Source organism: Pigmentiphaga sp., from assembly GCF_019689535.1.
Taxonomy (GTDB): Bacteria; Pseudomonadota; Gammaproteobacteria; order Burkholderiales; family Burkholderiaceae_B; genus Pigmentiphaga.
In genome coordinates this window covers 1-24,479 of the sequence record NZ_JADGHH010000029.1, presented here as the reverse complement: position 1 = coordinate 24,479, position 24,479 = coordinate 1, and the positions used below count along the sequence as shown (strand labels likewise).

General features: G+C 64.6%; 26 protein-coding genes. 15 read left to right on the top strand and 11 right to left on the bottom strand.

Annotation, left to right across the window (positions count from 1 at the left end):
* The first annotated feature begins 41 nt into the window (after positions 1 to 41).
* The 10 genes from IRZ12_RS04365 to IRZ12_RS04320 all read left to right on the top strand — a co-directional run bounded on the left by IRZ12_RS04365 (position 42) and on the right by IRZ12_RS04320 (position 10,125).
* Positions 42 to 1,694, top strand: a complete 1,653-nt coding sequence (locus IRZ12_RS04365; RefSeq protein WP_296464650.1) for an acetate--CoA ligase family protein — start codon at positions 42 to 44, stop codon at positions 1,692 to 1,694.
* 15 nt (positions 1,695 to 1,709) lie between these two features.
* Entirely contained in the window at positions 1,710 to 2,873 is a 1,164-nt protein-coding gene (locus tag IRZ12_RS04360) for an acyl-CoA dehydrogenase family protein (RefSeq protein ID WP_296464647.1), read from the top strand.
* A 127-nt stretch (positions 2,874 to 3,000) separates the two neighbouring features.
* Positions 3,001 to 3,795 carry a xanthine dehydrogenase family protein subunit M gene (locus IRZ12_RS04355; protein WP_296464644.1) on the top strand — a complete coding sequence of 265 codons (795 nt, stop codon included), beginning with the start codon at positions 3,001 to 3,003 and terminating at the stop codon, positions 3,793 to 3,795.
* 54 nt (positions 3,796 to 3,849) lie between these two features.
* Positions 3,850 to 4,302, top strand: coding sequence for a CoxG family protein (locus tag IRZ12_RS04350; protein ID WP_296464641.1), 453 nt, complete (start codon positions 3,850 to 3,852; stop codon positions 4,300 to 4,302).
* Positions 4,299 to 4,799 (top strand): (2Fe-2S)-binding protein, encoded by a 501-nt coding sequence (locus IRZ12_RS04345; protein WP_296464638.1) that lies wholly within the window; start codon positions 4,299 to 4,301, stop codon positions 4,797 to 4,799. The genes IRZ12_RS04350 and IRZ12_RS04345 overlap by 4 nt, the downstream gene beginning before the upstream one ends.
* On the top strand, positions 4,792 to 7,161 hold the full coding sequence (locus IRZ12_RS04340; protein WP_296464636.1) for a xanthine dehydrogenase family protein molybdopterin-binding subunit: 2,370 nt from the start codon (positions 4,792 to 4,794) through the stop codon (positions 7,159 to 7,161). Before IRZ12_RS04345 ends, IRZ12_RS04340 begins: the two co-directional genes overlap by 8 nt.
* Entirely contained in the window at positions 7,158 to 7,886 is a 729-nt protein-coding gene (locus tag IRZ12_RS04335) for an enoyl-CoA hydratase/isomerase family protein (RefSeq protein WP_296464632.1), read from the top strand. The genes IRZ12_RS04340 and IRZ12_RS04335 overlap by 4 nt, the downstream gene beginning before the upstream one ends.
* A gap of 56 nt (positions 7,887 to 7,942) precedes the next feature.
* Positions 7,943 to 8,911, top strand: a complete 969-nt coding sequence (locus IRZ12_RS04330) for a tripartite tricarboxylate transporter substrate binding protein (RefSeq protein WP_296464629.1) — start codon at positions 7,943 to 7,945, stop codon at positions 8,909 to 8,911.
* Positions 8,912 to 9,700 carry an SDR family oxidoreductase gene (locus IRZ12_RS04325; RefSeq protein ID WP_296464626.1) on the top strand — a complete coding sequence of 263 codons (789 nt, stop codon included), beginning with the start codon at positions 8,912 to 8,914 and terminating at the stop codon, positions 9,698 to 9,700.
* A gap of 11 nt (positions 9,701 to 9,711) precedes the next feature.
* Entirely contained in the window at positions 9,712 to 10,125 is a 414-nt protein-coding gene (locus IRZ12_RS04320) for a hypothetical protein (RefSeq protein WP_296464623.1), read from the top strand.
* Here IRZ12_RS04320 and IRZ12_RS04315 read toward each other — a convergent pair.
* Entirely contained in the window at positions 10,122 to 10,811 is a 690-nt protein-coding gene (locus IRZ12_RS04315) for a TetR/AcrR family transcriptional regulator (protein ID WP_296464619.1), read from the bottom strand. The two genes, IRZ12_RS04320 and IRZ12_RS04315, sit on opposite strands and share 4 nt — an antisense overlap.
* 161 nt (positions 10,812 to 10,972) lie before the next feature.
* Here IRZ12_RS04315 and IRZ12_RS04310 point away from each other — a divergent pair, with 161 nt between their 5' ends.
* The 3 genes from IRZ12_RS04310 to IRZ12_RS04300 all read left to right on the top strand — a co-directional run bounded on the left by IRZ12_RS04310 (position 10,973) and on the right by IRZ12_RS04300 (position 13,804).
* Positions 10,973 to 11,803 carry an alpha/beta hydrolase gene (locus IRZ12_RS04310; protein ID WP_296464616.1) on the top strand — a complete coding sequence of 277 codons (831 nt, stop codon included), beginning with the start codon at positions 10,973 to 10,975 and terminating at the stop codon, positions 11,801 to 11,803.
* Positions 11,804 to 11,898: 95 nt separating this feature from the next.
* Positions 11,899 to 12,873, top strand: a complete 975-nt coding sequence (locus IRZ12_RS04305; RefSeq protein WP_296464613.1) for a tripartite tricarboxylate transporter substrate binding protein — start codon at positions 11,899 to 11,901, stop codon at positions 12,871 to 12,873.
* Positions 12,874 to 12,898: 25 nt separating this feature from the next.
* A complete protein-coding gene (locus tag IRZ12_RS04300; RefSeq protein ID WP_296464611.1) occupies positions 12,899 to 13,804 on the top strand; it encodes a LysR family transcriptional regulator in 906 nt (301 codons plus the stop codon).
* Between the two features lie 25 nt (positions 13,805 to 13,829).
* Here IRZ12_RS04300 and IRZ12_RS04295 read toward each other — a convergent pair whose 3' ends face one another.
* The 4 genes from IRZ12_RS04295 to IRZ12_RS04280 form a co-directional block, all read right to left on the bottom strand.
* Positions 13,830 to 15,014: an FAD-dependent monooxygenase gene (locus IRZ12_RS04295; RefSeq protein WP_296464609.1), complete on the bottom strand. Its 1,185-nt coding sequence runs from the start codon at positions 15,012 to 15,014 to the stop codon at positions 13,830 to 13,832.
* 4 nt (positions 15,015 to 15,018) lie between these two features.
* The gene (locus tag IRZ12_RS04290) at positions 15,019 to 16,020 is read right to left on the bottom strand and encodes a tripartite tricarboxylate transporter substrate binding protein (RefSeq protein WP_296464607.1); all 1,002 of its coding nucleotides are present in this window, start codon (positions 16,018 to 16,020) and stop codon (positions 15,019 to 15,021) included.
* Positions 16,021 to 16,156: 136 nt separating this feature from the next.
* Positions 16,157 to 16,621 carry a MarR family winged helix-turn-helix transcriptional regulator gene (locus tag IRZ12_RS04285; protein ID WP_296464604.1) on the bottom strand — a complete coding sequence of 155 codons (465 nt, stop codon included), beginning with the start codon at positions 16,619 to 16,621 and terminating at the stop codon, positions 16,157 to 16,159.
* Positions 16,622 to 16,729: 108 nt separating this feature from the next.
* On the bottom strand, positions 16,730 to 17,011 hold the full coding sequence (locus tag IRZ12_RS04280; protein WP_296464600.1) for an HU family DNA-binding protein: 282 nt from the start codon (positions 17,009 to 17,011) through the stop codon (positions 16,730 to 16,732).
* A 363-nt stretch (positions 17,012 to 17,374) separates the two neighbouring features.
* Between IRZ12_RS04280 and bioB the strand changes: the two genes are divergently transcribed.
* Entirely contained in the window at positions 17,375 to 18,370 is a 996-nt protein-coding gene (gene bioB, locus IRZ12_RS04275; RefSeq protein WP_296464597.1) for a biotin synthase BioB, read from the top strand.
* Positions 18,371 to 18,373: 3 nt separating this feature from the next.
* Here the strand turns inward: bioB and IRZ12_RS04270 are convergent, their stop codons facing one another.
* From IRZ12_RS04270 to IRZ12_RS04245, 6 genes are all read right to left on the bottom strand, one after another.
* A complete protein-coding gene (locus tag IRZ12_RS04270; RefSeq protein WP_296464594.1) occupies positions 18,374 to 18,934 on the bottom strand; it encodes a DUF1415 domain-containing protein in 561 nt (186 codons plus the stop codon).
* A gap of 10 nt (positions 18,935 to 18,944) precedes the next feature.
* A complete protein-coding gene (locus tag IRZ12_RS04265; protein WP_296464591.1) occupies positions 18,945 to 19,835 on the bottom strand; it encodes a cation diffusion facilitator family transporter in 891 nt (296 codons plus the stop codon).
* Positions 19,836 to 19,939: 104 nt separating this feature from the next.
* On the bottom strand, positions 19,940 to 20,638 hold the full coding sequence (locus IRZ12_RS04260; RefSeq protein WP_296464588.1) for a hypothetical protein: 699 nt from the start codon (positions 20,636 to 20,638) through the stop codon (positions 19,940 to 19,942).
* 97 nt (positions 20,639 to 20,735) lie between these two features.
* Positions 20,736 to 21,383 (bottom strand): carbonic anhydrase, encoded by a 648-nt coding sequence (locus tag IRZ12_RS04255; RefSeq protein ID WP_296464586.1) that lies wholly within the window; start codon positions 21,381 to 21,383, stop codon positions 20,736 to 20,738.
* A gap of 73 nt (positions 21,384 to 21,456) precedes the next feature.
* On the bottom strand, positions 21,457 to 21,906 hold the full coding sequence (locus IRZ12_RS04250) for a hypothetical protein (RefSeq protein WP_296464584.1): 450 nt from the start codon (positions 21,904 to 21,906) through the stop codon (positions 21,457 to 21,459).
* Between the two features lie 330 nt (positions 21,907 to 22,236).
* Positions 22,237 to 23,211, bottom strand: coding sequence for a tripartite tricarboxylate transporter substrate binding protein (locus tag IRZ12_RS04245; protein WP_296464581.1), 975 nt, complete (start codon positions 23,209 to 23,211; stop codon positions 22,237 to 22,239).
* Positions 23,212 to 23,514: 303 nt separating this feature from the next.
* On the opposite strand from IRZ12_RS04245, the gene IRZ12_RS04240 reads away from it, so the two are divergent.
* Positions 23,515 to 24,429 carry a LysR family transcriptional regulator gene (locus IRZ12_RS04240; RefSeq protein ID WP_296464578.1) on the top strand — a complete coding sequence of 305 codons (915 nt, stop codon included), beginning with the start codon at positions 23,515 to 23,517 and terminating at the stop codon, positions 24,427 to 24,429.
* The last annotated feature ends 50 nt before the right edge of the window (positions 24,430 to 24,479 follow it).

Below are 24,479 nucleotides of genomic sequence, written 5' to 3'. Positions count from 1 at the left end.
TTTCGGCGGCAGCTGCCGATGTGTAGAAGAGACAGGAGCCGGTGCGGCCGGTTTCGGCCAAGGGCGGGCCGCGCATCGGCATCGTGGCCCAGAGCGGCGCGATGAATGGCAACCTGCGCCAGGCGTTCCATGGCAGGGGGCTCGGCGTTTCGTTTTCCATCTCGACGGGTAACGAGGCCGTGCTGGGAGCGGAGGATTTCCTGGCGGCGTTGGTCGACGCGCCCGACGTGGATGCATTTGCGGTATTCGTCGAGATGTTGCGCCAGCCGGCCAAGTTCCTGCAGGTGGCCGCGCGGGCCAGGGAGCTGGGCAAGCCGCTGGTGCTGATGCATCCCGGCCGCAGCCAGCGCGCGCGGGAAGCCGCGAAATCCCATACCGGCGCGCTGGCCGGCGACTTCGAAGTCATGCGCACGCTGGTCGAGCGCGAAGGCGTCGTGGTGGTCAACACCATGGACGAACTGTTCGACGTGACGGCGATCCTGGCCAAATACCCCGAGCCGGTGGTGGAGGGGAAGGCTGCCGTGGCGTCCAACTCCGGCGCGCTGCGTGGCGTCTCGCTCGATTTCTGCGAAGACGTCGGCCTGCCGCTGGCGGAGTTCTCGCCCGAGACCATGAACAAATTGTCGGCGATTCTTCCCGACTTCATGGCGCCGGACAACCCGCTCGACTTGACGGCGATGGGCATGCAAAAGCCGGAGATCTTCGGCCAGTCGGCGCAGGCCATCCTGGACGACCCCGGCGTCGGCAGCCTCATCATGCCGCTCATGGGCGGCTCGCCCGAGCAGCAGGTGGCCAAGGCCGATTCGCTGCTGCCCGTGATGCAGAAGTCGCGCAAACCCGTCTGCTTCGTCATCATGGGCGACAGCTCGCCGCTGGGAGAGGAGTTCCTGGCCAAGGTGCGTGAAAGCGGGATGCCGTTCCTGCGCTCTCCCGAGCGGGCGATGCGGGCGATGGCGCACGTCCACCGCTATGGGCAATTGCACGCCGCGGCGGCGGTCCGCGCCCAGGGCGGTGGCCTGCGCCTGCCCGGGCTGGCGTCGGGCCCGATGGCCGAGTACAAGGGCAAAGAGGTACTCCGCAAGCTGGGCATTCCGGTTCCCCAGGGAGGATTGGCGCGCACCCTCGATGAGGCCCTGCAGCGGGCGGCCGAGATTGGCTACCCCGTCGTGCTGAAGGCACAGGCCGACCAGCTCATGCACAAGAGCGACGCCGGCGGCGTGGCCGTCGGGCTGCGCGACGCGGCTGCCCTGGAGGCCGCCTGGCATGCCATGACGGCGGCGGTGGCCAAGCATAGTCCAGGCCTGGAGCTGGATGGCATGCTGGTCGAAGCCATGTCGCGGCCCGGCCTCGAGCTGGTCGTCGGCGGCCGGCGCGACCCGAATTGGGGCGTGGTGATGATGGCTGGCCTGGGCGGGATCTGGATCGAGGCGCTGCACGACGTGCGCCTGCTCGCGCCGGACCTGACTGAAGCACAGATCGCCGCGGAGCTGGGACGGCTCAAGGGAGCCAAGCTGCTTTCGGGGCTGCGTGGAAAGCCGCCCGTGGACGTCGCGGCGGTCGCGCGGGTCGTGCGCCAGCTCGCTGACCTGATGCTCGCCAATCCGGAAATCGCCGAGATCGACGTCAATCCGCTCATCGCCTTGCCGGCGGGAGAGGGTGTGGTCGCGCTCGACGCATTGTTCGTCAATCAATGAATGGAGCGGAATTCCATGTCGGCATTCGACCAGGAAACCTTTCCCCAACTGCTCGACGCCATTGACCGCTTCATCCGCCAGCGGCTGATGCCGCTGGAACGGCAGGTGGAGGAGAACGAGGAGGTCCCCCCCGAGGTCATCGAGGAAATGAAGCAGATGGGCCTCTTCGGCCTGGGCATTCCCGAGGAGTACGGCGGGTGCGAGCTCGATTTGATGCAGGAGCTGCAAGTACAGATGGCGTTCAGCTACACCTCGCCGGCATTCCGGCTGGTGTTCTGGCCCAACGTCGGCATAGGCAGCAAAGGCATCGTGCTTGCTGGGACGGAGGAGCAGAAGCGCAAGTATTTGCCAGGGCTGGCGAGTGGCGAGCTCAGGGCAGCTTTTTGCCTGACCGAGCCCGACGTGGGCTCCGACGCCGCCAACCTGAAAACCCGGGCTGAGCGTGACGGCGACACCTTGGTCATCAACGGCACCAAGCGCTTCATCACCAACGCCACGCGCGCCCACGTCTTCACCGTCATGGCGCGGACGGACCCATCCACCCCCGGCGCGGGCGGGATCAGCGCCATCATCGTCGAACGCGATACCCCGGGGCTGCACATTGGCAAGGCCGAAAAGAAGCTGGGGCAGCGGGGCTCTCCCATCAGCGACGTAATCTTCGAAGACGTCAGGGTGCCGATCTCGAACGTGATCGGGGGCGAGCGCGGGCTCGGGCAGGGCTTCAAGATCGCCATGCAGGTGCTCGACAGCGGCCGCATCAGCGTCGCCGCCTCGGCGGTCGGCATGGCGCGCCGGCTGATCGACGAGGCCGCCCGTTACGCGGTGCAGCGCAAGCAGTTCGGCCAGCCCATCGCCAACTTCCAGCTCATTCAGGCGATGCTGGCCGACTCGGAAACCGAGTATCTGGCGGGGCACTCCCTGGTGATGCAGGCCGCCGAGACCTTGCAGCGCGGAGGCGATGCGCGCTCGCTGGCGGCCGCGGCCAAGTATTTCTGCTCCGAGGCCTTGTCCCGCATCGCCGACAGGGCGCTGCAGATCCACGGCGGATCGGGCTACGTTGCCGAGCATCACGTCGAGCGGCTCTATCGGGACGCACGGGCGCTGCGCATTTACGAGGGCACCAGCCAAGTGCTGCAATTGGTGATCGCCCGGGCCATGTTGAAGCGCTATCAGGACTGATAGAAATTGCTTGTTAACCCATCGCAATTAGGTGTTTCAGCCCAGCGACGGTTTCTTCTACATTAGTGGGCGATTCGCTCAGGCCGGGCAATTCCCGGCCTTTTTGCAATAAGAGAATGGAGACTGTGTGTATCCCCTGAGCTATGTGAGACCGGCTTCCCTCCAGGAAGCGCTGGACTGGTTGGCTCGCGAATCCGAGGCTCGCCCACTGGCGGGAGGCATGACGCTGATCCCCACGCTGAAGCAGCGCCTGGCAGCGCCGTCGCACCTGGTCGATGTGTCGCGCTTGCCCGAGCTGCAAGGCGTGTCGCTTTCCCAGGGCGTCCTGTCCGTGGGCGCCGGAACGCGCCACGCCGAGATGGCGGCCTCGCCGCTCGTGCGCGATGCGATTCCCGGCCTGGCGGGGCTCGCCGGCGTCATCGCCGATCCGCAGGTGCGCAACCGCGGCACCATAGGCGGGTCGGTAGCCAACAACGATCCTGCCGCGGATTATCCGGCGGCCGTGTTGGGGCTGGGCGCCACCGTCGTTACCAGCAAACGCCGCATCGCGGCGGACGACTTTTTCCTCGGCATGTTCGAGACCGCGCTCGAACCGGATGAGCTCATCGTCGGGTTCGAGTTTCCTGTGCCGCGGCGCAGCACCTACGTGAAATACCGCCACAAGGCCACCGGCTACGCGGTGGCCGGCGTTTTCATCGCGGAAACCGATGCCGGCCCGCGGGTGGCGGTGACCGGCGCGGGGGCGTGCGTATTCCGCTGGCGCGAGGCAGAGCGCGCGCTCGCCGAGGGCGGGTCGGTGGACGAAGCCCCCCTGGAAGAGGATGGCCTGAACGACGACCGCGCGGGCAGCGCCGCATATCGCGCGAACCTCGTTCGCGTATTGACGCGAAGGGCATTGGCGGACCTCAAGCCCGCCGCCTGATCGAGCAGAACCTAGGACGCCGGCCGTGCCGGCGCCGCATGAGTCGGAGACAGCATGGAACTGAAGGGATCGCATCGGCTGCAAGCGCCGCGTGAGGTGGTGTGGAAGTATCTGAATACCCCCGAGGTGCTGCAAGCCTGCGTGCCGGGGTGCGAGTCGTTTACCGAGACGGGGGCCGACGAATACGCGGCCGTGGTGGTTGCCGCCATCGGTCCGGTCAAGGCGCGGTTCAAAGGCACGCTGACCATCACCGACAAGCAGGCCCCGGAACAGTACAAGATCGTGGGGCAGGGCGATGGTGGCATGGCCGGGTTCGGCAAGATGGTGGCAGACGTCGTGTTGGAGGAGGACGGCGAGGGTACCGTCCTGACCTACAACGCCCAGGCCCAGGTGGGCGGCAAGCTGGCCCAGATCGGGTCGAGGATGATCGGATCCGTCGCGGGCAAGCTGGCCGAAGAGTTTTTCCGGCGCTTCAGCGCCACGGTGGGTGAGAAGGCGCAGGCATGATCAAGGTTGAACTTTGCGTGAACGGTCAACCGGTCAGCCGGGAAGTCGATGACCGCACGCTCCTGGTGGAATTTCTACGTCGTGAACTGGGTTTGACGGGTACGCACGTCGGCTGCGACACGAGCCAATGCGGCGCATGCACCGTCAAGCTTGATGGCGTTGCAGTCAAGTCGTGTTCCGTGCTGGCCGCGCAAGCGAGCGGCGGCGAAGTGGTGACCGTGGAAGGGCTCGGCAGCCCCGAAGCCTTGAGCGAGGTCCAGCAGGCTTTCGTTGCCTGCCACGGGCTCCAATGCGGTTTCTGCACTCCGGGCATGATGATGGCCATCGATTACTACTTGGATACCGACGGATCGTTGGAGGACGAAGACATCCATCGTGCGCTGGAAGGCAACATCTGCCGCTGCACGGGATATGTCAACATCATCCGCGCCGTCAAGCACGCCGCACAGGCGCGCATCGCAGCGGGCAAGCCGCTGGGGAAGGCGCGCCATGGATAAACTGGTCGGCAAACCCTTGCCCCGGGTCGAAGACATCCGCCTCGTCAGCGGAAAGGGGCGCTACACCGACGACGTGAATCTTCCGGGCCAGGCCTATGGCGCCTTCGTGCGCTCGCCGCACCCCCATGCGCGGATCCGCTCCATCAACATCGAGGCGGCCCTGCGCGCGCCGGGCGTCATCGCCGTGTTGCGCGGCCAGGATTACCTCGACGACGGGCACCAGGGCATGGACCACATACCCAATCCTGCCGCGGCCGTGGAGTTCAAGGAGCGGGCCTTCACCCATTCGCTTACCGGTTCCATTTTCAACCAGCGGCACTTGCCGTTGGTCGTGGACCGGGTTCGGCACGTCGGCGAGCCGGTGGTGCTCGTGGTCGCGCGCTCGGTGCGCGAGGCCCGCGATGCCTGCGAGCTGGTCGACATCGATTATGAGCCGCTGCCGGCCGTAGTGGATGCGGTGCGTGCGATGGAAGAGGGCGCGCCCCAGCTCTGGGAAGGCGCGCCCCGGAACCTGTGCTTCCAGTCGCGCATCGGGGACGACGAGGCCGTCCGCAGTGCTTTCGCGCGCGCCAAGCATGTCGTGCGCCGCGAGTTCCGCAACAGCCGGATCGTCAACTGCCAGATGGAGCCGCGCTCCGTGCTGGCCAGCTATGACCCGTCCACCGGGGAATACCTATTGATCGCCGGCAGCCAGGGCGTGAACCGCCAGCACATGTGCATGGCCGACGCCTTGCGCATTCCCCCCGAGAAACTGCGGGTCGTGTCGTACGACGTCGGCGGCGGATTCGGCCCGCGCAGCTGCGTCAATCCAGACCAGCTGGCGATACTGTGGGCCGCACGCAGGGCGGGCTGCCCGGTCAAGTGGACGAGCGATCGCAACGAAGCCTTCCTGGCGGATTACCAAGGCCGGGACCAGGTCATACGCGCGGCCATGGCCTTCGACGAAGAAGGCCATATCCTCGCCATCGACAACGAAATCATCGGCAACGTAGGCGCGCATACGGTCTCGTACGTGCCGCTGGCCAACGGATCCCGCATCATGACCACCGTCTATCACGTTCCCGCCGCGGCGGCGACGGTGACGGCGGTCCTGACCAATACGCCGCCCACCGGTCCGTACCGCGGGGCCGGCCGGCCCGAGGCCACGCACGTGATGGAGCGCATGCTCGACATCGCGGCAAGCGAGCTGGGCATCGACCGCATCGAATTGCGCCGCCGGAACCTGATCCGGCCCGAGCAAATGCCGTATCACAGCCCGATGGGCCTGACCTACGACAGCGGGCAGTTTGCCGCCAACATGGAGCGCGCGCTGCAGGTGGCCGAGTGGCAGGATGCGCCGGCGCGCAAGCAGGAAGCGCGAGCGCGCGGCAAGTGGCTCGGCATCGGTCTGGCGAACTACGTGGAGTCTCCCGTCGGTGCACCGCGCGAACGCGTGGAGCTCACCGTCGAGCCGGGCGGGTCGATCGACTGCGTGATCGGCACCCAGAGCACCGGCCAGGGGCATGAAACCACGTTCCGCCAGGTGTTGGCCGACGAACTGGGCGTTCCGCTCGAGGCCATCGTCATACGCACGGGAGACACCGACTTCGTGAAGGTGGGGGGGGGCTCCCATTCCGATCGCTCCATGCGCTTGGGCGGCCAATTGCTGGTCGAAGCCTCGGCACAACTGCGGGACGCCGGAAAGCCCGTCGCGGCGAAGCTGCTGGAATGCGACCCGGCGAACGTGCGCTTCGAGGAAGGGCGGTATGTCGATGCGGCGAGCGGCCGCACGGTCGGCCTGTTCGAGGTGGCGGCCCGCATCGAGCAAGACGGCATGCCGGGCAACGTGGACGCGCGCAAGTATCGCGCCACCGCCGAGTTCAACGGCCGCATTCCCGCCCATCCCACCGGCTCGGCGATCTGCGAGCTGGAGGTGGATCCGGAGACGGGCGATGTGGAGATCGTCCGCTATACCTCTATCGACGATGTCGGACGCCCCATCAATCCGCAGATCGTCGAGGGCCAGGTCCACGGCGGATTGGCGCAGGGCATCGGCCAGGCCTTCTTTGAGGACTATCACATCGACCCGGACACCGGCCAGGTCTTCAGCGGTTCGTACATGGACTACGGAGTGACCCGCGCCGGATCGATGCCGGCGAGGCTGGACGTCGAGCTCACCGAGGACCCGACCCGCGGCAACGTCCTCGGGGTGAAGGGCGGGGGAGAAAGCGGCATCACGCCGGCCACGGCCGCCATATTCAACGCCCTTTCCGATGCGCTGGCGAGCGCGCTGGGCGAGCGCTGGAAGGAGGAGCTCCCCATGCCCGCGACACCGCCGGCCATCTGGGAGGCCATACGGCGTGCGCAGGGAGCGCGGCAATGAGCGCGCCCGTGTTGATCGAGCGCAGCGGCGGCCTGCTGGACATCGTCCTCAATACGCCTGAGAACGGCAACCTGATGAGCGCGGAGATGGGCGGCATCATCATCGATGCCGTCTCGAACCTGGATGAGGACGTGCGCCTCGTGCGGCTCTCCGGCAAAGGGGAGGATTTCTGCGCCGGGCGGGTATCGCCCATGCCCAAGCCCGGCTCGGCCCCGACGGGGGAGTTCCTCCGCCGGCAGGTCGCCTTGCCGGCCCTGGCGCTTTATGACGCCCTCAAGAATACGCCGGTGCCGGTGCTGGCCGTCGTGCAGGGACGGGCCTACGGGGTGGGATGTGCGCTCGCGGGTGTCTGCGACATCACCTTGGCGGCCGACGATGCGCAATTCCAGATTCCGGAAATGGAGCGCGACATTCCGCCTGCGCTGGTGATGTCTGCGCTCACGGGCCGGGTGCCGATCAAGACCATCGCCCGCATGGTGTTGACTCGCGACGTAGTCGGTGCCCCGCAGGCGCTGCAGGCTGGGCTCGCGAGCGAGGTGGTGCCGCGCGATGCCCTGCAAGGACGCGCCGATGCGATCGCGGCGACCGTGCTCGGCTGCAGCGCTGTCACGGTACGGGCCGTCAAGCAATTCCTGGAACTGGCGCCGGGACTGTCCCCCGCTGCGTCGAGCAGCCTTGCCGGTCATCTCTCGGGGACGGCGCTGTCGGCAAAGTTTGAACGCTGAGTCGCGTGCGGGGCGCGCCCCGCATGGCAACGAGACACAACAAGGAGACGATATCTATGGTGAAAAAGACCTTGGCCTCGCTGGCCATGATTTGTGCTTTCGGAGCGGCCATGCCGGCTGCCGCCGCCGAGTATCCGACGCGGCCGGTGCGCATGTTGCTCGGCTATCCCGCCGGTAGCGGCATCGATAACGTCGCGCGCCAGGTGGCGGCCGGCCTGGAGAAAGAACTGGGGCAGCCGGTGGTTGTCGAGAACAAGGCCGGCGCGCTCGGGAACCTGGCGGCGGATTTCGTCGCGAAGTCCACGCCGGATGGCTACACCATCCTGTTCACGCCGAATTCCACGCACGCGGCCAACATTCACCTTTTCAAGAAACTGCCGTTCGACCCGATCAAGGATTTCATTCCGGTCGGGACGGTGGCCAGCCTGGGTTTCGTGCTCGTGATCGCGCCGGAACACACCAAGGTCAATTCCGTGGCCGAGCTGACGGCCATGCTCAAGGCCGCGCCGGGCAAGTACTCGTGGGGCAGCGGCAATGCGACGGGGCAGGTTGCGGGCGAGCTGTACAAGACGCTGGCCAAGGTCGACGCGGTCAACGTCCCTTATAAAGGCGTGCCGCCGGCCATGACGGACTTGATCGGCGGGCGCACCACCTTCATCTTCGCCGACGCGACGCTGGCTGTTCCGCAGGTCAAGGGCGGACGCATCAAGGCCCTGGCCGTGACGGGCAGCAAGCGCTTGACCTCCCTGCCGGACGTTCCGACCATGGCCGAGGCCGGCGTGGAAGGCTACGACCTCTCCGGCTGGTTCGGCATCTTCTTGCCGGCCAATGCGCCTGACAGCGTGCGCGACAAGTTGAGCACCTCCCTGCACAAGGTGATTTCCAGCCCGCAGATGGCGAGCTTCCTGCGCGGCATCGGAGCCGAACCCTATCCGGGCGGGCCGGACGAGCTCGCGCGCGTGGTGGCGGTCGACACCGAGAAGTGGGGCAAGATCATACGCGCCGCCGGCATGACCGCGGAATGAATGACCTTCGGCGTGCAAGTCTGCACGCCGTTTTTTTGCATGGGGAGAGACTTCGTCATGGTAAGCCTCGAAGGCAAGGTGACCCTCGTGACTGGCGCCAGCTCGGGTATAGGCCGAGCGATCGCCATCGCATTTGGAGAGCTCGGCGCCAAAGTCGTGGTGGCCGCCCGTCAACGGGAGGCGCTGGAGGAAACCGCCAACCGGGTGCGGGAAGCGGGGGGCGAGGCATTGGTCTGCGTCGCGGACATCAGCCGCGAAGATGACGTGCGGCGCTTGTTCGCGAGCGCGATGGAGGCGCATGGCCGCCTGGACGTGCTCGTGAACAACGCGGGGGTGACGACCAGCCAGCCCATCGAGGAGATGAGCCTGGAGACGTGGCGCCAGGTGGTGGACGTGAACCTCACGGGAACCTTCCTCTGCAGCCGAGAGGCCTTCCGCATCATGAAGCCTCAGGGAGGTGGGCGCATCATCAACATCGGCAGCGTCGCCGCCAAGGTACCCCGGCCCAATTCGGTTCCGTACACTACGACCAAGCACGGCCTGTCGGGCATGACCCACGCCCTGGCGCTCGACGGCCGCGACCATGGCATCGCGGTCAGCATTCTTCATCCCGGGGTGACCGAATCGGCGTTGGCTGCCAAGTCCGGCCGCAAGTTCGAACCGGGCGACCTGATGAAGGCTGAAGACGTGGCGCGCGTGGCCGCGGTGATGGCGACGTTGCCCCACGACGTCAATTTGTACGAGAGCACGATGTTTCCGCTCTCCATGCCGTTGCTGGGGAGGGGATAAAATTCGGGGGCATGAACGCCCCGTTCCCCATCCGCAAAGAGTGTCCGCCGGGCGCATGCATCTGCGACCGCGATCGACTGCTGGCCGATCCGAATGCAGACATCCGCATCCTGCGCTTGACCCGGGAGGAGGAAAAGCGCCTGGTGGCGAGGCTGGAGAGCATCTCCAGCTTCGAAGACCTCAAGCACATGGAAGCGCGCATGCACGCGCTATTGGGCATCGTGCTCCATATCACCCCGAGCGTCCGCGGCGTGCGCACCGTGCGCGGGATCAGTATCGAAGTCGAGGCGCAACCGGGGCTTTGCCGCAAGACGCGAGAAGCGATCCCGGCCGCCATACGCCGCTGCTTCGAAAGAAAGCCTGAGATCGTCTATGCGCTGCTGGACTCCTACGACCTCCTGGGCGGCGGGCAGCTCGCACCCTAAGTCTGTTGTAGCGCCCGACGTTCGGCGTCGGCAGGGCTCAATCCTTCGATCGCCAGTGTCAGCAGGGACCGCAGCGACGCCAATCCCGCCGAGGGCTTGGGAGCGGGCTGGCTGAGCCACCGCCGAACCTCGGTCAGGTAGATTGTGACGAACAGCGCGGCAATCAGGTCCGGGTCGGCTTGGCTGCCGATGTCACGTTGTTCCTGCTTGCGGCGCACGACGTCGGCCAGCAAGGCGTAAATATTGGCCCGGCGCGCGTAAAACCGGCGGGTCTCGTCCCCCCGGTCGGGATTGGTCGAGAGGAAGTCCGACGTGGCCTGGACGGCCGGCCGCGATATTTGCGGATGCTTCGCCCAATAGCGGTAGCGCAGGCCGAAAAACGCCATGAGCAGGTCGATCAACGGTTCGTCCCGCCGCAATAGCTTGGCCCCTTTCTCGGTGATCGCGTCCAGGTCGTTGTTGACGATCATCATCAACAGATCGCGCTTGTCCTCCGCGTACACGAAGATGGTGCCGATGGCGACCTCGGCCCGTTGTGCAATCTCTCGCGTGGTGGCGGCCTCATATCCCTTTTCCAGGAATACGTCCCGCGCGGCCTGCTTGATGCGGCGAAGCTTGTCGAGTTTGCCGCGTTCTCGCAGGCCGAGTTCGGAAGCAGTTGCGGGCGCTACAGACGGGTTTTTCATGAAGAAAAGGACGCGACGTGGGAAGCCAAAGGCATGTGTAAACGGCCGCTTATTCTAGAAGAAAAGGTGCGCGCGGCCCCTATGGGGACTTGACTAAGTAAGGCAACCTTATATAAGGTTAAATGATTAAATCAAGAGGTCAATGGCCGGAGGAGGCTGATTTGGATGCAAGCGTCGTAGACCCGGAGTCCCTGGCTACCGTCCACGAGGTAATGTGCGGTGGAAGGCGGATGACATGGCGGCAATGGGGAACGGGCCCTGTGCTCGTGCTGATACACGGCACGGCTGGTTCGTGGACCCACTGGAAGCGCAATGTGTCGGCGCTTGCCCCGCATTTCACCGTATTGGCGCCCGACCTACCCGGCCACGGCGATTCCGAATTGCCGGAGGGAGAGGTTTCCTGCGCACGCTTCGCGGCGCTGCTGTGGGAAGGCATCGATCAACTGGCCGGAGAAGGGCCGGTCGCGATTGCCGGATTTTCCCTCGGGTCGGTGCTGGGTGAAAGCATGGTGCTGCAGCAGCCCGAGCGCGTGCGGCAGATCACGCTCCTGCGCGGGACCTTCCGGCCCATGGTGCCCAAGGGGCCGGAGCTGCTGCGTTGGCGCGGCATCGACGATCCCGTCGAACGAGCTCACATTCACCGGCACAACTTGGCTGTCTCGATGTTCGGGAATCCTGACCGGATCGACGACGAAGCCGTGGCGATCCAGGCCAACAATGTGGAGCGATGCCGGCTGGATGCGCGGCCGTTGCTTGCCAGCCGCCAGCTCGAAGCCTTTTCCGCGCTGCGCTGTGCCGTGCATGGAATCGCCGGCGAGCACGACGTGTACGGGGGCGGCGACGTGGAGGCGCAGGGGCGGGCGCTGCGGGAAATCCTGCCGCATGCCACCTTCGACATGGTGCGCGGCGCCGGGCACTGGGCGATCTACGAGGCAGCCGATGAAGTCAATGCGATGATGGTAAATGCCCTAATGCGTAATCTGCAGGGATGATTCATCATGGTTGCTCAAAGTTGAGCTTGATCAAGATAAAGGGAGAGTCTCGGCGGCATGCTGCCGGATGAGGCCTCTAGTTCTACAAGGAGACAATGGTGAAAAAGAGCATTCTTTTGGCCGCGGCCGTCGCGGCGGCGTTCGCCGCATCGGGCGTCCAGGCGCAAAGCGATTTTCCTAATAAACCGATCAGGATGGTGGTGTCGTTCCCACCCGGTGGCAGTACCGACCTCATCGCGCGCGTCATGGCTCCCATCATGACCAAGCATTTGGGGCAGCAGGTGGTCGTAGAGAACAAGGGCGGCGCGGGCGGCAACATCGCCGTGGAGTACGTGGCAAGGTCTGCCCCGGACGGTTACACGGTCGTCTTCAGTGGGGCCGGCGCGCTTGGCATCAATAGCGTGCTGTACCGCAACCTGTCGTTCGATCCCGTCAAGGACCTCACACCCGTTAGCCTGGTCGCCTCCTCGCCGTTCGTGCTGGTCGCACCGGCCAACTCTCCCTACAAGGATATCCGGGAGGTGGTGGCCGACGCCAAGGCCAATCCCGGCAAGCTGTCCATCGGCCACGGTGGGCAAGGCACCGTCATGCACTTGGCGAGCGAACTCTTCAACGAACTGGCGGGCGTCAAGACCGTACTGGTCCCCTACAAGGGCACGGGCCCGGCCACGAACGACGCCATGGCCGGCCAGATTCCGCTGGCAATGAGCGATACGCCGAGCTCCGTGCACCTGATCAAAGAGGGGCGGCTCAAGGCCCTCGCGGTCACGACCACGGAGCGCTCGTTCTCGCTGCCTGACGTGCCCACGCTGGAAGAGGTCGGGATCAAGGGGTATGAAGCCATGGGATGGTTCGGCATTGCCGCGCCGGCCGGCACCCCGGAGCCCATCATCAAGCGGCTGAACGAGGCGATCACGGCCGCGCTGAAAGACCCCGAGGTGATCGCGAAGGCCCGCGCGGCGGGCGCCGATGCGACGCCGACCACTCCCCAGGGCCTGCGGGACCTCATTGCACGGGACATGGAGAAATGGGGCAAGATCGTCCAGCGGGCGGGGATCAAGCTGGACTGATGTGAAAAAGTGAAATAATTGGCGCATGAATATTTCATTGCGCCAATTACGAGCCTTCCTGGGCGTTGCGGCATCCGGAAATTTCACCCGTACCGCCCAGCGGCTGCACCTGAGCCAGGCGGGGCTGAGCGCCACCATCCGCGAACTGGAATCGCAGCTCAATACCCGCTTGTTCGAACGCACCACGCGGGCCGTGGTGCTGACCGAGGCCGGCAAGGCGTTCTTGCCTTCTGCCGAGCTGGTCGAGCGTGAACTGACTGCTGCCGCCGCCCGCTTGAAGGAAATGGGGCGCCAGGAGGGCACTACGCTGCGGCTGGCCTTCACCCCCCTCATGGCCGCCAACGTCGTGCCGGAAACGCTCAAGCGCTTTCTTGCCGAATATCCCGGCGTGGAAATCGAAATCGTGGCTGGCAGCCCGCTCGAAATCCAGCAACTGGCAGAAACGGGCGAAGCCGATGCGGCGTTCGGCGCATTCTTCACCAAGGTATCGGGCCTGGTGCGCAAGCCCTTGACCTCATCCGGGCTGCTGGCGGTGTACGCGCCGGGGCGGTACCAACCCGTTCCCTCCACCCCCGGCGCGGACGATACGACCTGGGAGATCCTGCGCGGCCAACCCTACATCGGGCTCACCGAGGACAGCCCGATCCATCAATTGACCGAGAACGCGCTATACAAGCGCCAGATCGACGTCGGTTCGCGGATGGCGGTGCAACACCTCGATACCGCCCTCGGGATGGCCGAACAGGGGTTCGGCATTGCCATCGTTCCGGCATTTTCGCAAAGCGCGTGCGCGCGTTATGCGGTCGAATCGCGCCGCATTACGCCGGAGGTGTCGTTTGACTTCAGCTATGTGATGCGGGCCGGCGCCCCGCTTCCGGAAACGCTGGCCCGCTTCGCCTCGATCTTCAAGGTCGTGATGGAGGGGGAGTGATTCCCCCCGCGGCTGAGTTGCTCGCTTATACGGGCACGGTCTCCACGTCATACGTGAAGAGCCATTCGTAGCGCTCCTTGACGCGATCTTCGCTCCATTCGCGGTCTACGTAGGCCGCGGCGCCCTCGGCATGGGCCAGTTCCCGGTTGTGGAAGCGCACGGCGTTGGCATTCGAGCCGTTGATGACGGCCGCGGTGCGGTCTTTCCGGGCGTCTTCGTAGCGCTGCAACGCTTCTTCCGGATCGCCATAGGTGCGTAGCGCGCGCGCCAGGATGTAGCCATCCTCCAGGGCCATGCCTGCCCCTTGGGCCAGGAAGGGCAGGGTCGGGTGGCAGGCATCGCCCAAGAGCGTGACGCGGCCGCGGCGCCACGTTTGCATGGGGTCGCGCACCATCAGCGCCCATTTGTAGGGGATGTCGATGGCCCGTACCAGGATGTGCACGTCCTCGTTCCAGCCCTTCAAGTCGTTCAGGCATTCTTCCGTCGTGCCTTGCTGGGTCCACGACTCGACCTGCCAGTCCGAACGCTCCACGGCAGCCACGAAGTTGACCAACTTGAAGGCATGCAGGGGATAGTGAATAACGTGCGCACCCGGTCCCACCCAGTTCACGCCCAATGGCCTGCGCAGCCGTTCGGGCAGCTTCTCGGCCTGGATTACGCCGCGCCAGGCCACGAGGCCCGAGAAGCGCGGGCTGTCGGCCCCGAATAGCTGCTGGCGGACCTGGGAATGGACCCCGTCGGCGCCCACCAGGACGTCGCATTCGAAACTGCGACCGTCCGCAGTGTGAACCACGATGTCCTTGCCACGTTCTTCATAGCGCACGAACTTCGCGCCTAGGACGATCGCGTCGGGGTCGGCGCGCCGCACGCCCGCGGCGATGGCGCTGTGCAGGTCGGCACGGTGCACGGTCAGGTACGGATAGCCGTAGAGCTCGCGCGAAACATCGCCCAAGTTGAAAAGCGTCCACGTCTGGCCCGTGTTCCACAGGCGCACGATCTTGCCTTCGGGTTCGCACGCCAGCGGCATGAGGTCGTTTTCCAGCCCTAGCGCGAACAGGACGTGGACCGCGTTGGGCCCGAGCTGGATGCCGGCACCGACTTCCTTGAGTTCGGGCGCCTGCTCGAGGATGCGTACCTGAAAACCTTGTTTGAGGAGGGAGAGGCCGGCGGTGAGTCCGCCCAGGCCGCCCCCGGCGATGACGATGCGCATGAGTTCAATCCACAGAAGTGTTGGTGCGTTTGATCAGCTCGGCCCAGCGACGCGTGTCGTTGGCGAGGAACTGCTTGAATTCGGCGGGGGTGGTCTTGATGACGTCCTGTCCTCCGGCTTTCATTTGGCCGACAAGTTCGGGGTCATCCTGGGCGGCGTGCAGCGCGGCATTGAGCTTGCGGACCACGTCGGCAGGCGTGCCAGCCGGTGCGACGAGCCCCGTCCAGGAATAGGACTCGAAGTCGTGCCCGTAAATTTCCCGTACGGTGGGAACGTCCGGCATGTCCGGGGAACGCGTGGCGCCTCCCGTGGCCAAGACCTTGGCGCGGCCTGACTCGAGGTAGGGTCGCACGACGGTAATCGTTTCCAGCGTCATCTCGATTTGTCCGCCCAGCATGTCCGCCAAGGCCGGCGCGCCGCCTTTATAGGGCACGTGCAGCAGCTTGGCACCCGAAACCTCCTTGAACCATTCGCCGGTCAGGTGATTGATCGAGCCGTTCCCGGCCGAGCCGTAAGACACCTTGTTCTTGGCCGAGTAGGCTGTCAGCGCCTGCAGCGAATCGACCTCGAGGGACGAGCGCACGACCAGGAGAATGGGGCTGCGCGCGACGAGGCCAATGTGTTCGAAGGATTCCAGGGGCGAGTAGGAGAGATTGCGGTACAGGCCGGGCGCCACGGCCAGGCTACTCGTGCTCGCCCAAAGCAAGGTATAGCCGTCGGGCTTGGAGCGCGCCACGTGTGTGGATCCGACCGTGCCGCCGGCGCCGGCCCGGTTCTCGACCACGACGGGCTGTCCGAGCTGCTTGGCAAGCGCCTTGCCCACCAACCGCGCCGTCGTGTCGGTGGGGCCCCCGGGCGGGAAGGGGACGACGATGGTAATGGGCCCGGTCGGGAACTCGGCCGCGCGGGCAGGCGCAGAGGCGCAAGTGACGGCCAGCGTCGCGGCAGCCAGTGCGCCCAGGTACATGCGGCGGGACGGAGATGCCGCTTTAGTCCGTGCGTTCATCAGGGTCTCCTCGGTTGTTCTTGCCGAGGGGCACTATAGGATGAAGCGCGGGGCTAAATGAATCACATAATAATTATGGAATCACAACCGTTTTCGATAGAAAAATGGCGGCCCCGCGAAACCGCGCGCCGGACGGTCATGGCAGCTCGTCCCATCGGCTGCGCAGGTCGCTGATGACGGTGCGCAGCAGGCTGCGCAGGGTCTTCAGTTCCTTGGGACTTAGGCTGCGGAAGGCATCTTCCTCCAGCTTGGCCATGTCGCGGGTGCCGGTCTCGACCACCTCGCGGCCCGCAGGCGTGAGGGTGATGCGCAGGATGCGCCGGTTGTTGCTGTCTTCCCGGCGTTCGAGCAGGCCGCGCTCTTCGAGCGTCGTCAGAAGCTGCCCCATGGATTGCGGGGTCACGTAAAACCGGCGGGAAAGATCTGCAGACGACAACCCTTCCCGATGCGCGACGACGGAAAGCACCGTGAACTGGAGGCCGGTGACGCCGTAGCGCCTCAGGAGCGCGTCGCTGAAATTGCGCAGGGGGTGGTGAACCTGAGAAATCAGGTAGGTGGTGCTCGGACCGCCGAAAGGGTCGGATGAAGACTCGGTGGACAAGAAATGACTCCGTGGACCGACGAATTGCCGCCAGTGTAAGGCAGACTTATATATGCGGACCAGCGGAGAGCACCGAAGCCGGCAGGCTTCGATGCAATGTTCCGACGCTTACTTGACGTCGACGGCGTCCTTCAGGACTTTGGCAGCGGTAAAGGCGGGAGCCTTGCGGGCGGCGATCTGGATGGCCTCGCCCGTACGGGGGTTGCGGCCGGTCTTGGCGGCCTTTTCCTTGACCGAGAACTTCCCGACGCCCGGCAGCACGACCTCATTGCCCTTGGCCAGCGACTCGCGCAGGGCATCGCCCAGCGCATCGATGAAGGCCTCGGAAACATTCTTGGGTTGTTGGGTGCGCTCGGCCAGAGCGTCGATCAGTTCCTTCTTGGTGCGCATGCGTACTCCTTAAAAAATTATGGCAGACCGGACCGATGGACCGCTGCCAATGCACAGAGCCGGCATTCAAGCAATCTTGGAGAAGAAATGCAAGTCCGGCACGGGGGAGACGTCGTCTTGCGCAGCGCGCGCAAGGGCACGTTCCCCGGGAGGGTAACGCGCCCTCGATACATCTGGTGAACAAAATTGCAACGACGGTTTAACGTCGAAATAGCTGCTGCTTGGCCAAAATTCGCGGGGTTGGAGGCAAGATCGCCGATCTTCGCAGAAAAAGACGGATGGTTTCCGTTTGAAGCCCCGGCTGGCTTTGTTTACCATGTGTCGCTTCCGGCTTTGCCTCATGCGTCACTCGAGGAGTGCTTCATGCAAATCGATCCCGTCCCTGTCCCGGCTTCCTCTGCTGTTCCATCCCGCCGCAATGGCTCGGCCTGGAATGTGGACGAGGTGATGGCGTTGTTCGAGATGCCTTTCGCCGACCTGCTTTTCCGGGCCCAGGACGTCCACCGGCGGCATTTCGACGCCAATGCGATCCAGCTGTCCACCTTGCTATCGATCAAGACAGGGGGGTGCCCGGAGGACTGCGGCTACTGTCCGCAATCCGCCCGGTACGATGCCGGTGTCGAGTCTGGGAAGCTCTTGCCGTTGGATGACGTGCTCACGGCGGCGCAGGCGGCCAAAGACAACGGTGCGACCCGCTTCTGCATGGGGGCGGCTTGGCGCAGCCCCAAGGCGCACCAGATCGAGGCCGTATGCGAGATGGTCCAAGCCGTCAAACAACTGGGGCTCGAAACCTGCGTCACGCTAGGCATGTTGAAAGACGCGCAGGCCCAGCAGCTGCGCGAGGCCGGACTGGACTATTACAACCACAACCTCGACACGGCGCCGGAGTTTTACGGAAGGATCATCACCACGCGGACCTACCAGGACCGGCTGGATACGCTGGAGCGCGTCCGCGAGGCTGGCATCAAGGTCTGCTGCGGGGGGATCGTCGGCATGGGCGAGTCGCGCCGGGAGCGCGCGGGCCTCATCGTCCAGCTGGCGAACCTGGACCCGTATCCGGAGTCCGTACCCATCAACCATCTCGTCCGCGTCCAAGGCACCCCGCTCGCGGACGCTCCGCCCCTGGATGCGTTCGAATTCGTGCGCACCATTGCAGTGGCCCGCATCACGATGCCCGAGGCCAGGGTCAGGTTGTCGGCCGGCAGGGAGGAAATGAACGAGGCATTGCAGGCGTTGTGCTTCTTGGCAGGCGCGAACTCGATGTTTTATGGCGACCGCCTGTTGACGACTGGCAACCCGCAAATAGAAGCCGACCGCAACCTGCTGCACCGCCTGGGCATGCGGGTGGATGCAGGGTAGGCCTCATATCCCGAGTTTCTTCCAGCCTTCGTGCCCCAATGCGCGCAGGGTGGCGATGTTGCGCTCGTAAATCCGCTCAGCCTCGGGAAACGCTTCCACCGCGCGTTCCACGCTGGCCTCGCGCAACAGGTGAAGAATGGGGTAGGGGGAACGGTTGGTGTAGTTTGCGATGTCGTCGGGATCAGTGTCGGCGAACTGGTAGTCAGGATGGAAACTGGCAACTTGGATTTCGCCTTCCAGGCCTAGCGCTGCCACCGCCGCGTCGGCGGCGTCGAGAAAATCGTTGTAGGCATGGAAATCGGCCAGCGCCCAGGGGTGGATGAGCAGCACCGTGTCCACCTGCTCGGGATCGGCTTGGGCCAGGGCCTTGAGTTCCGCGGCCAGGTCTTCCAGGAGTGCGTCGGCGTCGCGCGCTTCGCTGACCACGTAGCGGATCTGGTTTCTGACATGGACAGCCTTGGCGAACGGGCACAGGTTCAAGCCGATGACGGCCTTTTCCAGCCAGGAGCGCGTGGCGTCGATGACGAGCTGGCGGGAAAGCGTTTCGGGCGGGGGAGTAAACATAATAATGATGTCAGCCGGCACGGATGTCGCGCGAGGCGGCGTGGGAGGATGCCGGCTCCAGGTGAATGACGATGGTGCTGCCTTCGACATAGGCCTCGATGGCGGCTTCCAGTCGGTCGCAAATGTCGTGCGCCGTGGCCACCGAAATCTCACCCGGAACCACGAGGTTGAACTCGATGAAAACCCGGGCGCCCGAGCGACGCGAGCGTAGCGAGCCAGGCTGGAGTGCTCCGCCTCCGACAGTGCGTATGATATGGCGGATGCCTTCGAGGGTTTCCGCAGGCAACGCTTCGTCCATGAGGCCACCTAGCGAATCCCGCATCAATTGCCACCCCGACCACAGCACGTGCAAGGCCACCAGGCCGGCAATGATGGCGTCCAGGCGCTGCCATTGCGTGAGCGCCGCCAACCCGACGCCCAGGGCGACGCCTAGCGAGGATGCGACGTCCGTCCAGAGGTGCTTGCCATCGGCGACCAGGGCCGGAGAACGCCACCGGCGGCCATAACGTATCAGCATGGCGGCCCACAGCCCGTTGAGCAGCGTCGCTCCTAAGTTGATGGCCGTGCCCAGCAGCGGGGTCTGCAGCGGCCTGGGATGCATGAACGCTTCGTACGCTTCGCGCAGGATGGCCAAGGCCGCGATCAAGATCAGCGTGCTTTCGAGTACGGCCGAGAGATACTCGGCCTTGTCGTGGCCGTAGGGGTGATTGGCGTCGGCTGGCATGGCGCTGACCGACACGGCGATGAGCGTAATGACGGCCGTGGCCACGTTGACGATGCTCTCCAGTGCATCGGAGTACAGCGCGATGCTGCCCGTGACCCAATAGGCCGTGAACTTCAGGCCGAGTACGACGACGCCGACGGCAATCGTCACCAGGCTGAAACGCGTGGCGCGGGTCATCGGGAAGCTCCCTCCCGCAGAGCGGCGAAATGGGGCATGCAGTCAAGGCAGGGTGGGCTGGTCTTGGCATTCTAGGCCTTGTCAGCGGCGCCTGCATTGCTGCCTCATGGGCGGCCGAGGCCAGGGACGATGCTACGCAGGTCTGGCAGTTGGAAGGATTCGCGGGGCAGCTCGAAGCGGGCGCCTTGCGGCGTGCGGGCGTCGAGGGATTCGACCTTCAAGCGGTCGCCGAACCGGAGCAGCCCCAGGCGCTCGCGCTGGAGCCTGCTCGCCAAATCGTCGGCGCCGGCGGGCAGGACCGTGCCCGCGAGCCTCGCGAGATTCTTGCCGAGCTTGAGCGCAGCGGAAGTCAGTTCGCCTGCGGCCGGGTCAGGAGCTAGGACCAGTTCTTCTGTTCGCCGCCGCCGCTGGCCGTCCTCATAGGTGAGTAGGTAGATCGTCCCCCGCACGCCGGCGACCACCTCGGGCCGCTCAGTGGGCTGTAGGGAGACGATGGCGCTGACTTGTTCCAACGCCGCGGTGGGGCTGGGCATCAAACTTCCCGCCATGCGCATCAAGTCTTCGGCCTGCATGACCACCTGGCGGCCGCTTACGCGGGTGACCGCATAGATTCTCTCGCCGCGGGCCAGCAGATAGCCGTCAGGGCCCTGGGGCGACGAAGCGCGTACATTGCCCCCCGCAAATTCCACGGAGGCCGAGAAGGGGCGGCCGCGGTCGTCCACCCCGGCAAGCTTGGCAACTCCGCCGGCATGGGCCAGCAAGGGCAGGCAAATCAGCGCCCCGAGGGCGATGCGTGACATCATGGCGTCCAACTCCGTCCGTATTCGTATGTAGTCGTGCGAAACGGTTGGACCGCGGGGGCGGGATGACGTTGCGTAAAAGTTGTTGCGCGGCGGGCAATCAAGCGTGAGCCGGCTCGTCGGTAACGGGGTGGAACGCTCCGGTGGCCGGGTCGCGCACCATCAGCACGCCGGTTGCCACGCCGAAATAAGCACCGTGCAGCTGCAGCTGCCCTTGTTCGACCTGGGTACGCACCCAGGGAAAGGTCATGAGATTGGCGAGGCTGTGTTCAACCGTGGCCAATTCGAGCTGCCGGATGTATTTGCCGGGGTTTTCCCCGGGTGGGACGATGCGTTCGACGACCGGGGCGATTTGCTGCATCCACTTGCCGATGAAATCTCCGGCCGAGAGTGGCTGGGCGCTATTGGCGACGGCCGAAATGCCGCCGCACAGCGCGTGCCCCAGGACCACGATGTGCTTGACTCGCAGCGATTGCACCGCGAACTCGAGCGCGGCGCTGGTACCGTGGTAGTTCTGGGTGCCTCCCTCGTAGGGAGGCACCAGGTTCGCGACGTTGCGCACCACGAAGATTTCACCCGGACCGGCATCGAAAATGACCTCCGGCGCGACGCGCGAGTCGCAACAACCGATGACCATGATCTCGGGCTTCTGTCCTTTCTCGGCAAGCGATTCGTAGCGGGCGCGCTCGCCAGTGAAGCGGCCGTCGAGGAAGGACCGGTAGCCGGCCGTGAGTCGTGTCGGGAACATGCGGGTTATAAAGTCGCGGGAAGATTGATGACTGATGATACCAGTCGCAGCGGGCCGGACCCCGGCATGGGCCTCAATGCGAGGCGTCCTGCGTGGCGCGCAGGCGCACGACCGCCTGCGACAGCAAGTGCAGCGGGTCTTCCGAGGCTATGACGGCTGCATCGTTCACGGTCAGGACAAGGACGCCGGCCGGCAACTCGAGCAACTGCAGCGAGCCCGGCGGTATGGCAATGCCAGCCTTGGGGGCGATGATCTTGAGGGTGGTGAGCAGCGCCGCGATTTCCTCGCGGTCATAGATCGGATGCCAGTTCGAGAGCCTGTCGAGTACCTCGCGGTACAAGGGGGCGCCGGGGTGCTGCAAGGCTTGCTCGACGCCGAAGATCTGCGCACTCCAGAGACCCCTCTCGTCGGTTTCGATGGTAATGGCGTCGGCGGGGATATCCGGCCTGAGCGTCCGCACCACCATTCGCAAGCGGGCCTCCGCCATGTAGCGGGTTTCGTGCGACGAAGGGGGAATGCGCATATCACCGTCCGGTTCCATTCACGAGTCCAGCTTAGCGGTATGCCATGGGGCCAGGGGTTACAGCGCCGTTGCTGGCATTTCCGGGTTTAACACGCGCATGGAATTGCCTGGCCAGCGTGTAGAAAGTACCGTTTTTTTCGCGCGCCCCGGCGCTGCGCGTGCAGATATGGGAATGACGTGGCGCGCGGCATGCACGGCACCGGACGCCGGGGCGGTGGACGTATAGCGGCCCAAATAAAGAAAAAAGAAAAGGGGCCGATCGACGGATTTGCGATCGGCCCCGGGACGCAGCCGGCCGAGCGATGCCGCCCGGCGGTTGCGGGCACCGGCTTATTCGGGCTGTACGCCTGCAGCCTGCGCCACGGCGCGCCAGCGTGTCACTTCGCTGCTCACGAAGGCAGAGAATTGTTCTCCGGTCATGGGCTTGGGCACGACGCTGCCGGTTTGCGCGATGCGCTTGACGTAGTCGGCGTCGGCCAGGATTTTCACGAGCTCCGCATTCAGTCGCGTACTCACGTCTGCCGACATGCCTGCCGGGCCAAACAAGCCGGTCCAAGTGGTGACATTCAGCTTGCTGAGGCCCGCTTCTTTGAAGGTCGGCACGTCGGGCAGCGAGGCCGAACGCGTGTCGCTACTAATGGCCAAGGCTCGGAGCTTGCCGGCGCGCAGGGCGGAGAGCGTGTTGGGGATGGTCTCGAGCATCAGTTGCACCTGGCCGCTCATCAGGTCGGGCATGGCAGCGCCGCCGCCCTTATAAGGCACGTGGGTGATCTCGGCTTGGGCCTCAGACTTGAACAGTTCGCCAGCCAGGTGGGAAATGGCGCCAATGCCGGCAGAGGCATAAGACAACTTGTCGGGGTGGGCGCGCGCATAATCCATGAGCCCCTGAAGATTATTGGCGGGCAGGCGGGGATTGACCACGAGCACCAGGGGGCCGTCAGCGAGCGGCCCGATCGCCGTGAAGCTCTTGGATACGTCGAAGGGCAACGTCTTTTTCAGGACGGGATTGATGGCGTGCGTGCCGATGGTGCCGAACAGCAGGGTATAGCCGTCGGGTTGAGCGCGCGCCACGTAATCCGAGGCGATGATGCCGGCCGCGCCGGGTTTATTTTCGACAACGACGGGCTGGCCGACGCGCGCCGCCAACGAGGCGCCGAAGGCGCGGGCCAGGATGTCGGAAGAGCCCCCGGCAGCAAAGGGGACTACCAGGGTAATCGGTCGGGTCGGGTAATTTTGAGCTTGTGCGGCAAAACCAAGGGACGCAATAACCGAGGCCGCACAGGCGCGCAGCATGATTTTTTTCATGGCAATACTCTGGACGAAAAGAAGTTATTTATTCGGCCAAAAGACCGGGGTTTGGAGAAAAAACCCTGGTGTCTCCTCCGAATTTGTGGGGCAAGCCTTTTTGCCCAATGACCCTGACCGAACGAAAACCTGGCGACCGGCTCTCGCGTTTCGTCTATGGTTCAATGGTTAATTAGTGACACACTAAAAGGGTCGACTCATCGGTGTCAAGCAATTTCCGTCCAGGCTTGCGAAAATCGCCTTTAGACGTGAAGATAACAACGAGTTATGCAATATTTGCATTTCTGTTAGCTAGAGAGCGCAATGGATTTCAAGCAGCTGGAGTATTTCGTCCGAGTCGCCGAGCACGGTAGTTTCAGCCGGGCCGCCGCGGCACTGGGGGTAGGGCAGCCGTTTCTCAGCCGGCAAGTGCGGCAACTCGAGCTCGAATTGCGAAAAACCCTGTTCCATCGGCATGGGCGGGGCATCGTGCTCACCGACGCGGGCGAGCAGTTTTCCCTGTTCGCGCGAAGCGTGCTCCAGCAGCTCGACGCAGCGACGCAAGTCTTGTCGCGCTCGGAGTCGGAGATCACGGGCAGGGTGGTGATCGGCCTACCCCCCTCGCTGGGACGGGTGCTCACGGTTCCATTGGTGCGCGCTTTCAGTGAACGTTTTCCGCTCGCCAAGCTGACCATCGTCGAAGCACTGAGCATGGCGCTTTACGAGCGCTTGATATCAGATAAGCTGGATGCTGCGCTGATGTATGACCCGGTGGTCTCTTCGCTGACGGAGATCGAGCCCATCGTGCGCGAGCCGCTCTGCCTCATACTGCGCAAATCGGACGAGCGCGAAGAGAACAAGCCGCTGGCCTTCTCCTGCCTGTCCCAGTACCGATTGATTTTTCCGTCCGAACCCCATCCCCTGCGGATGCTGGTCGAGGCCGAGGCGGCGCGCCAGAGCGTTGCGCTCGATATCGCGTTCGAAATCGATGGCGTCGAGGCCATCGTGGCGCTGGTGAACAAGGGATTCGGCGCCGCCGTCGTCCCTTACAACCTAGTGCGGGCGGGCATGCAGAGCCACGAGTTATGCATCCATCCGCTGGTCGAGCCGGTCATAGGCGGGGTCATCGCGCTTGTGACGCACAGCCGGCGCCCGCCCACCTTGCTGACCACCAAGACCGTGGATTTGCTTCGCCAAACGGCTGCGGACACGCTGGTGGGAAGCACGTCCTCATCTTGAGGAATGCAAAAACTGAATAACTAGTAGTCGCTTGGCGGACTAGCTGAATC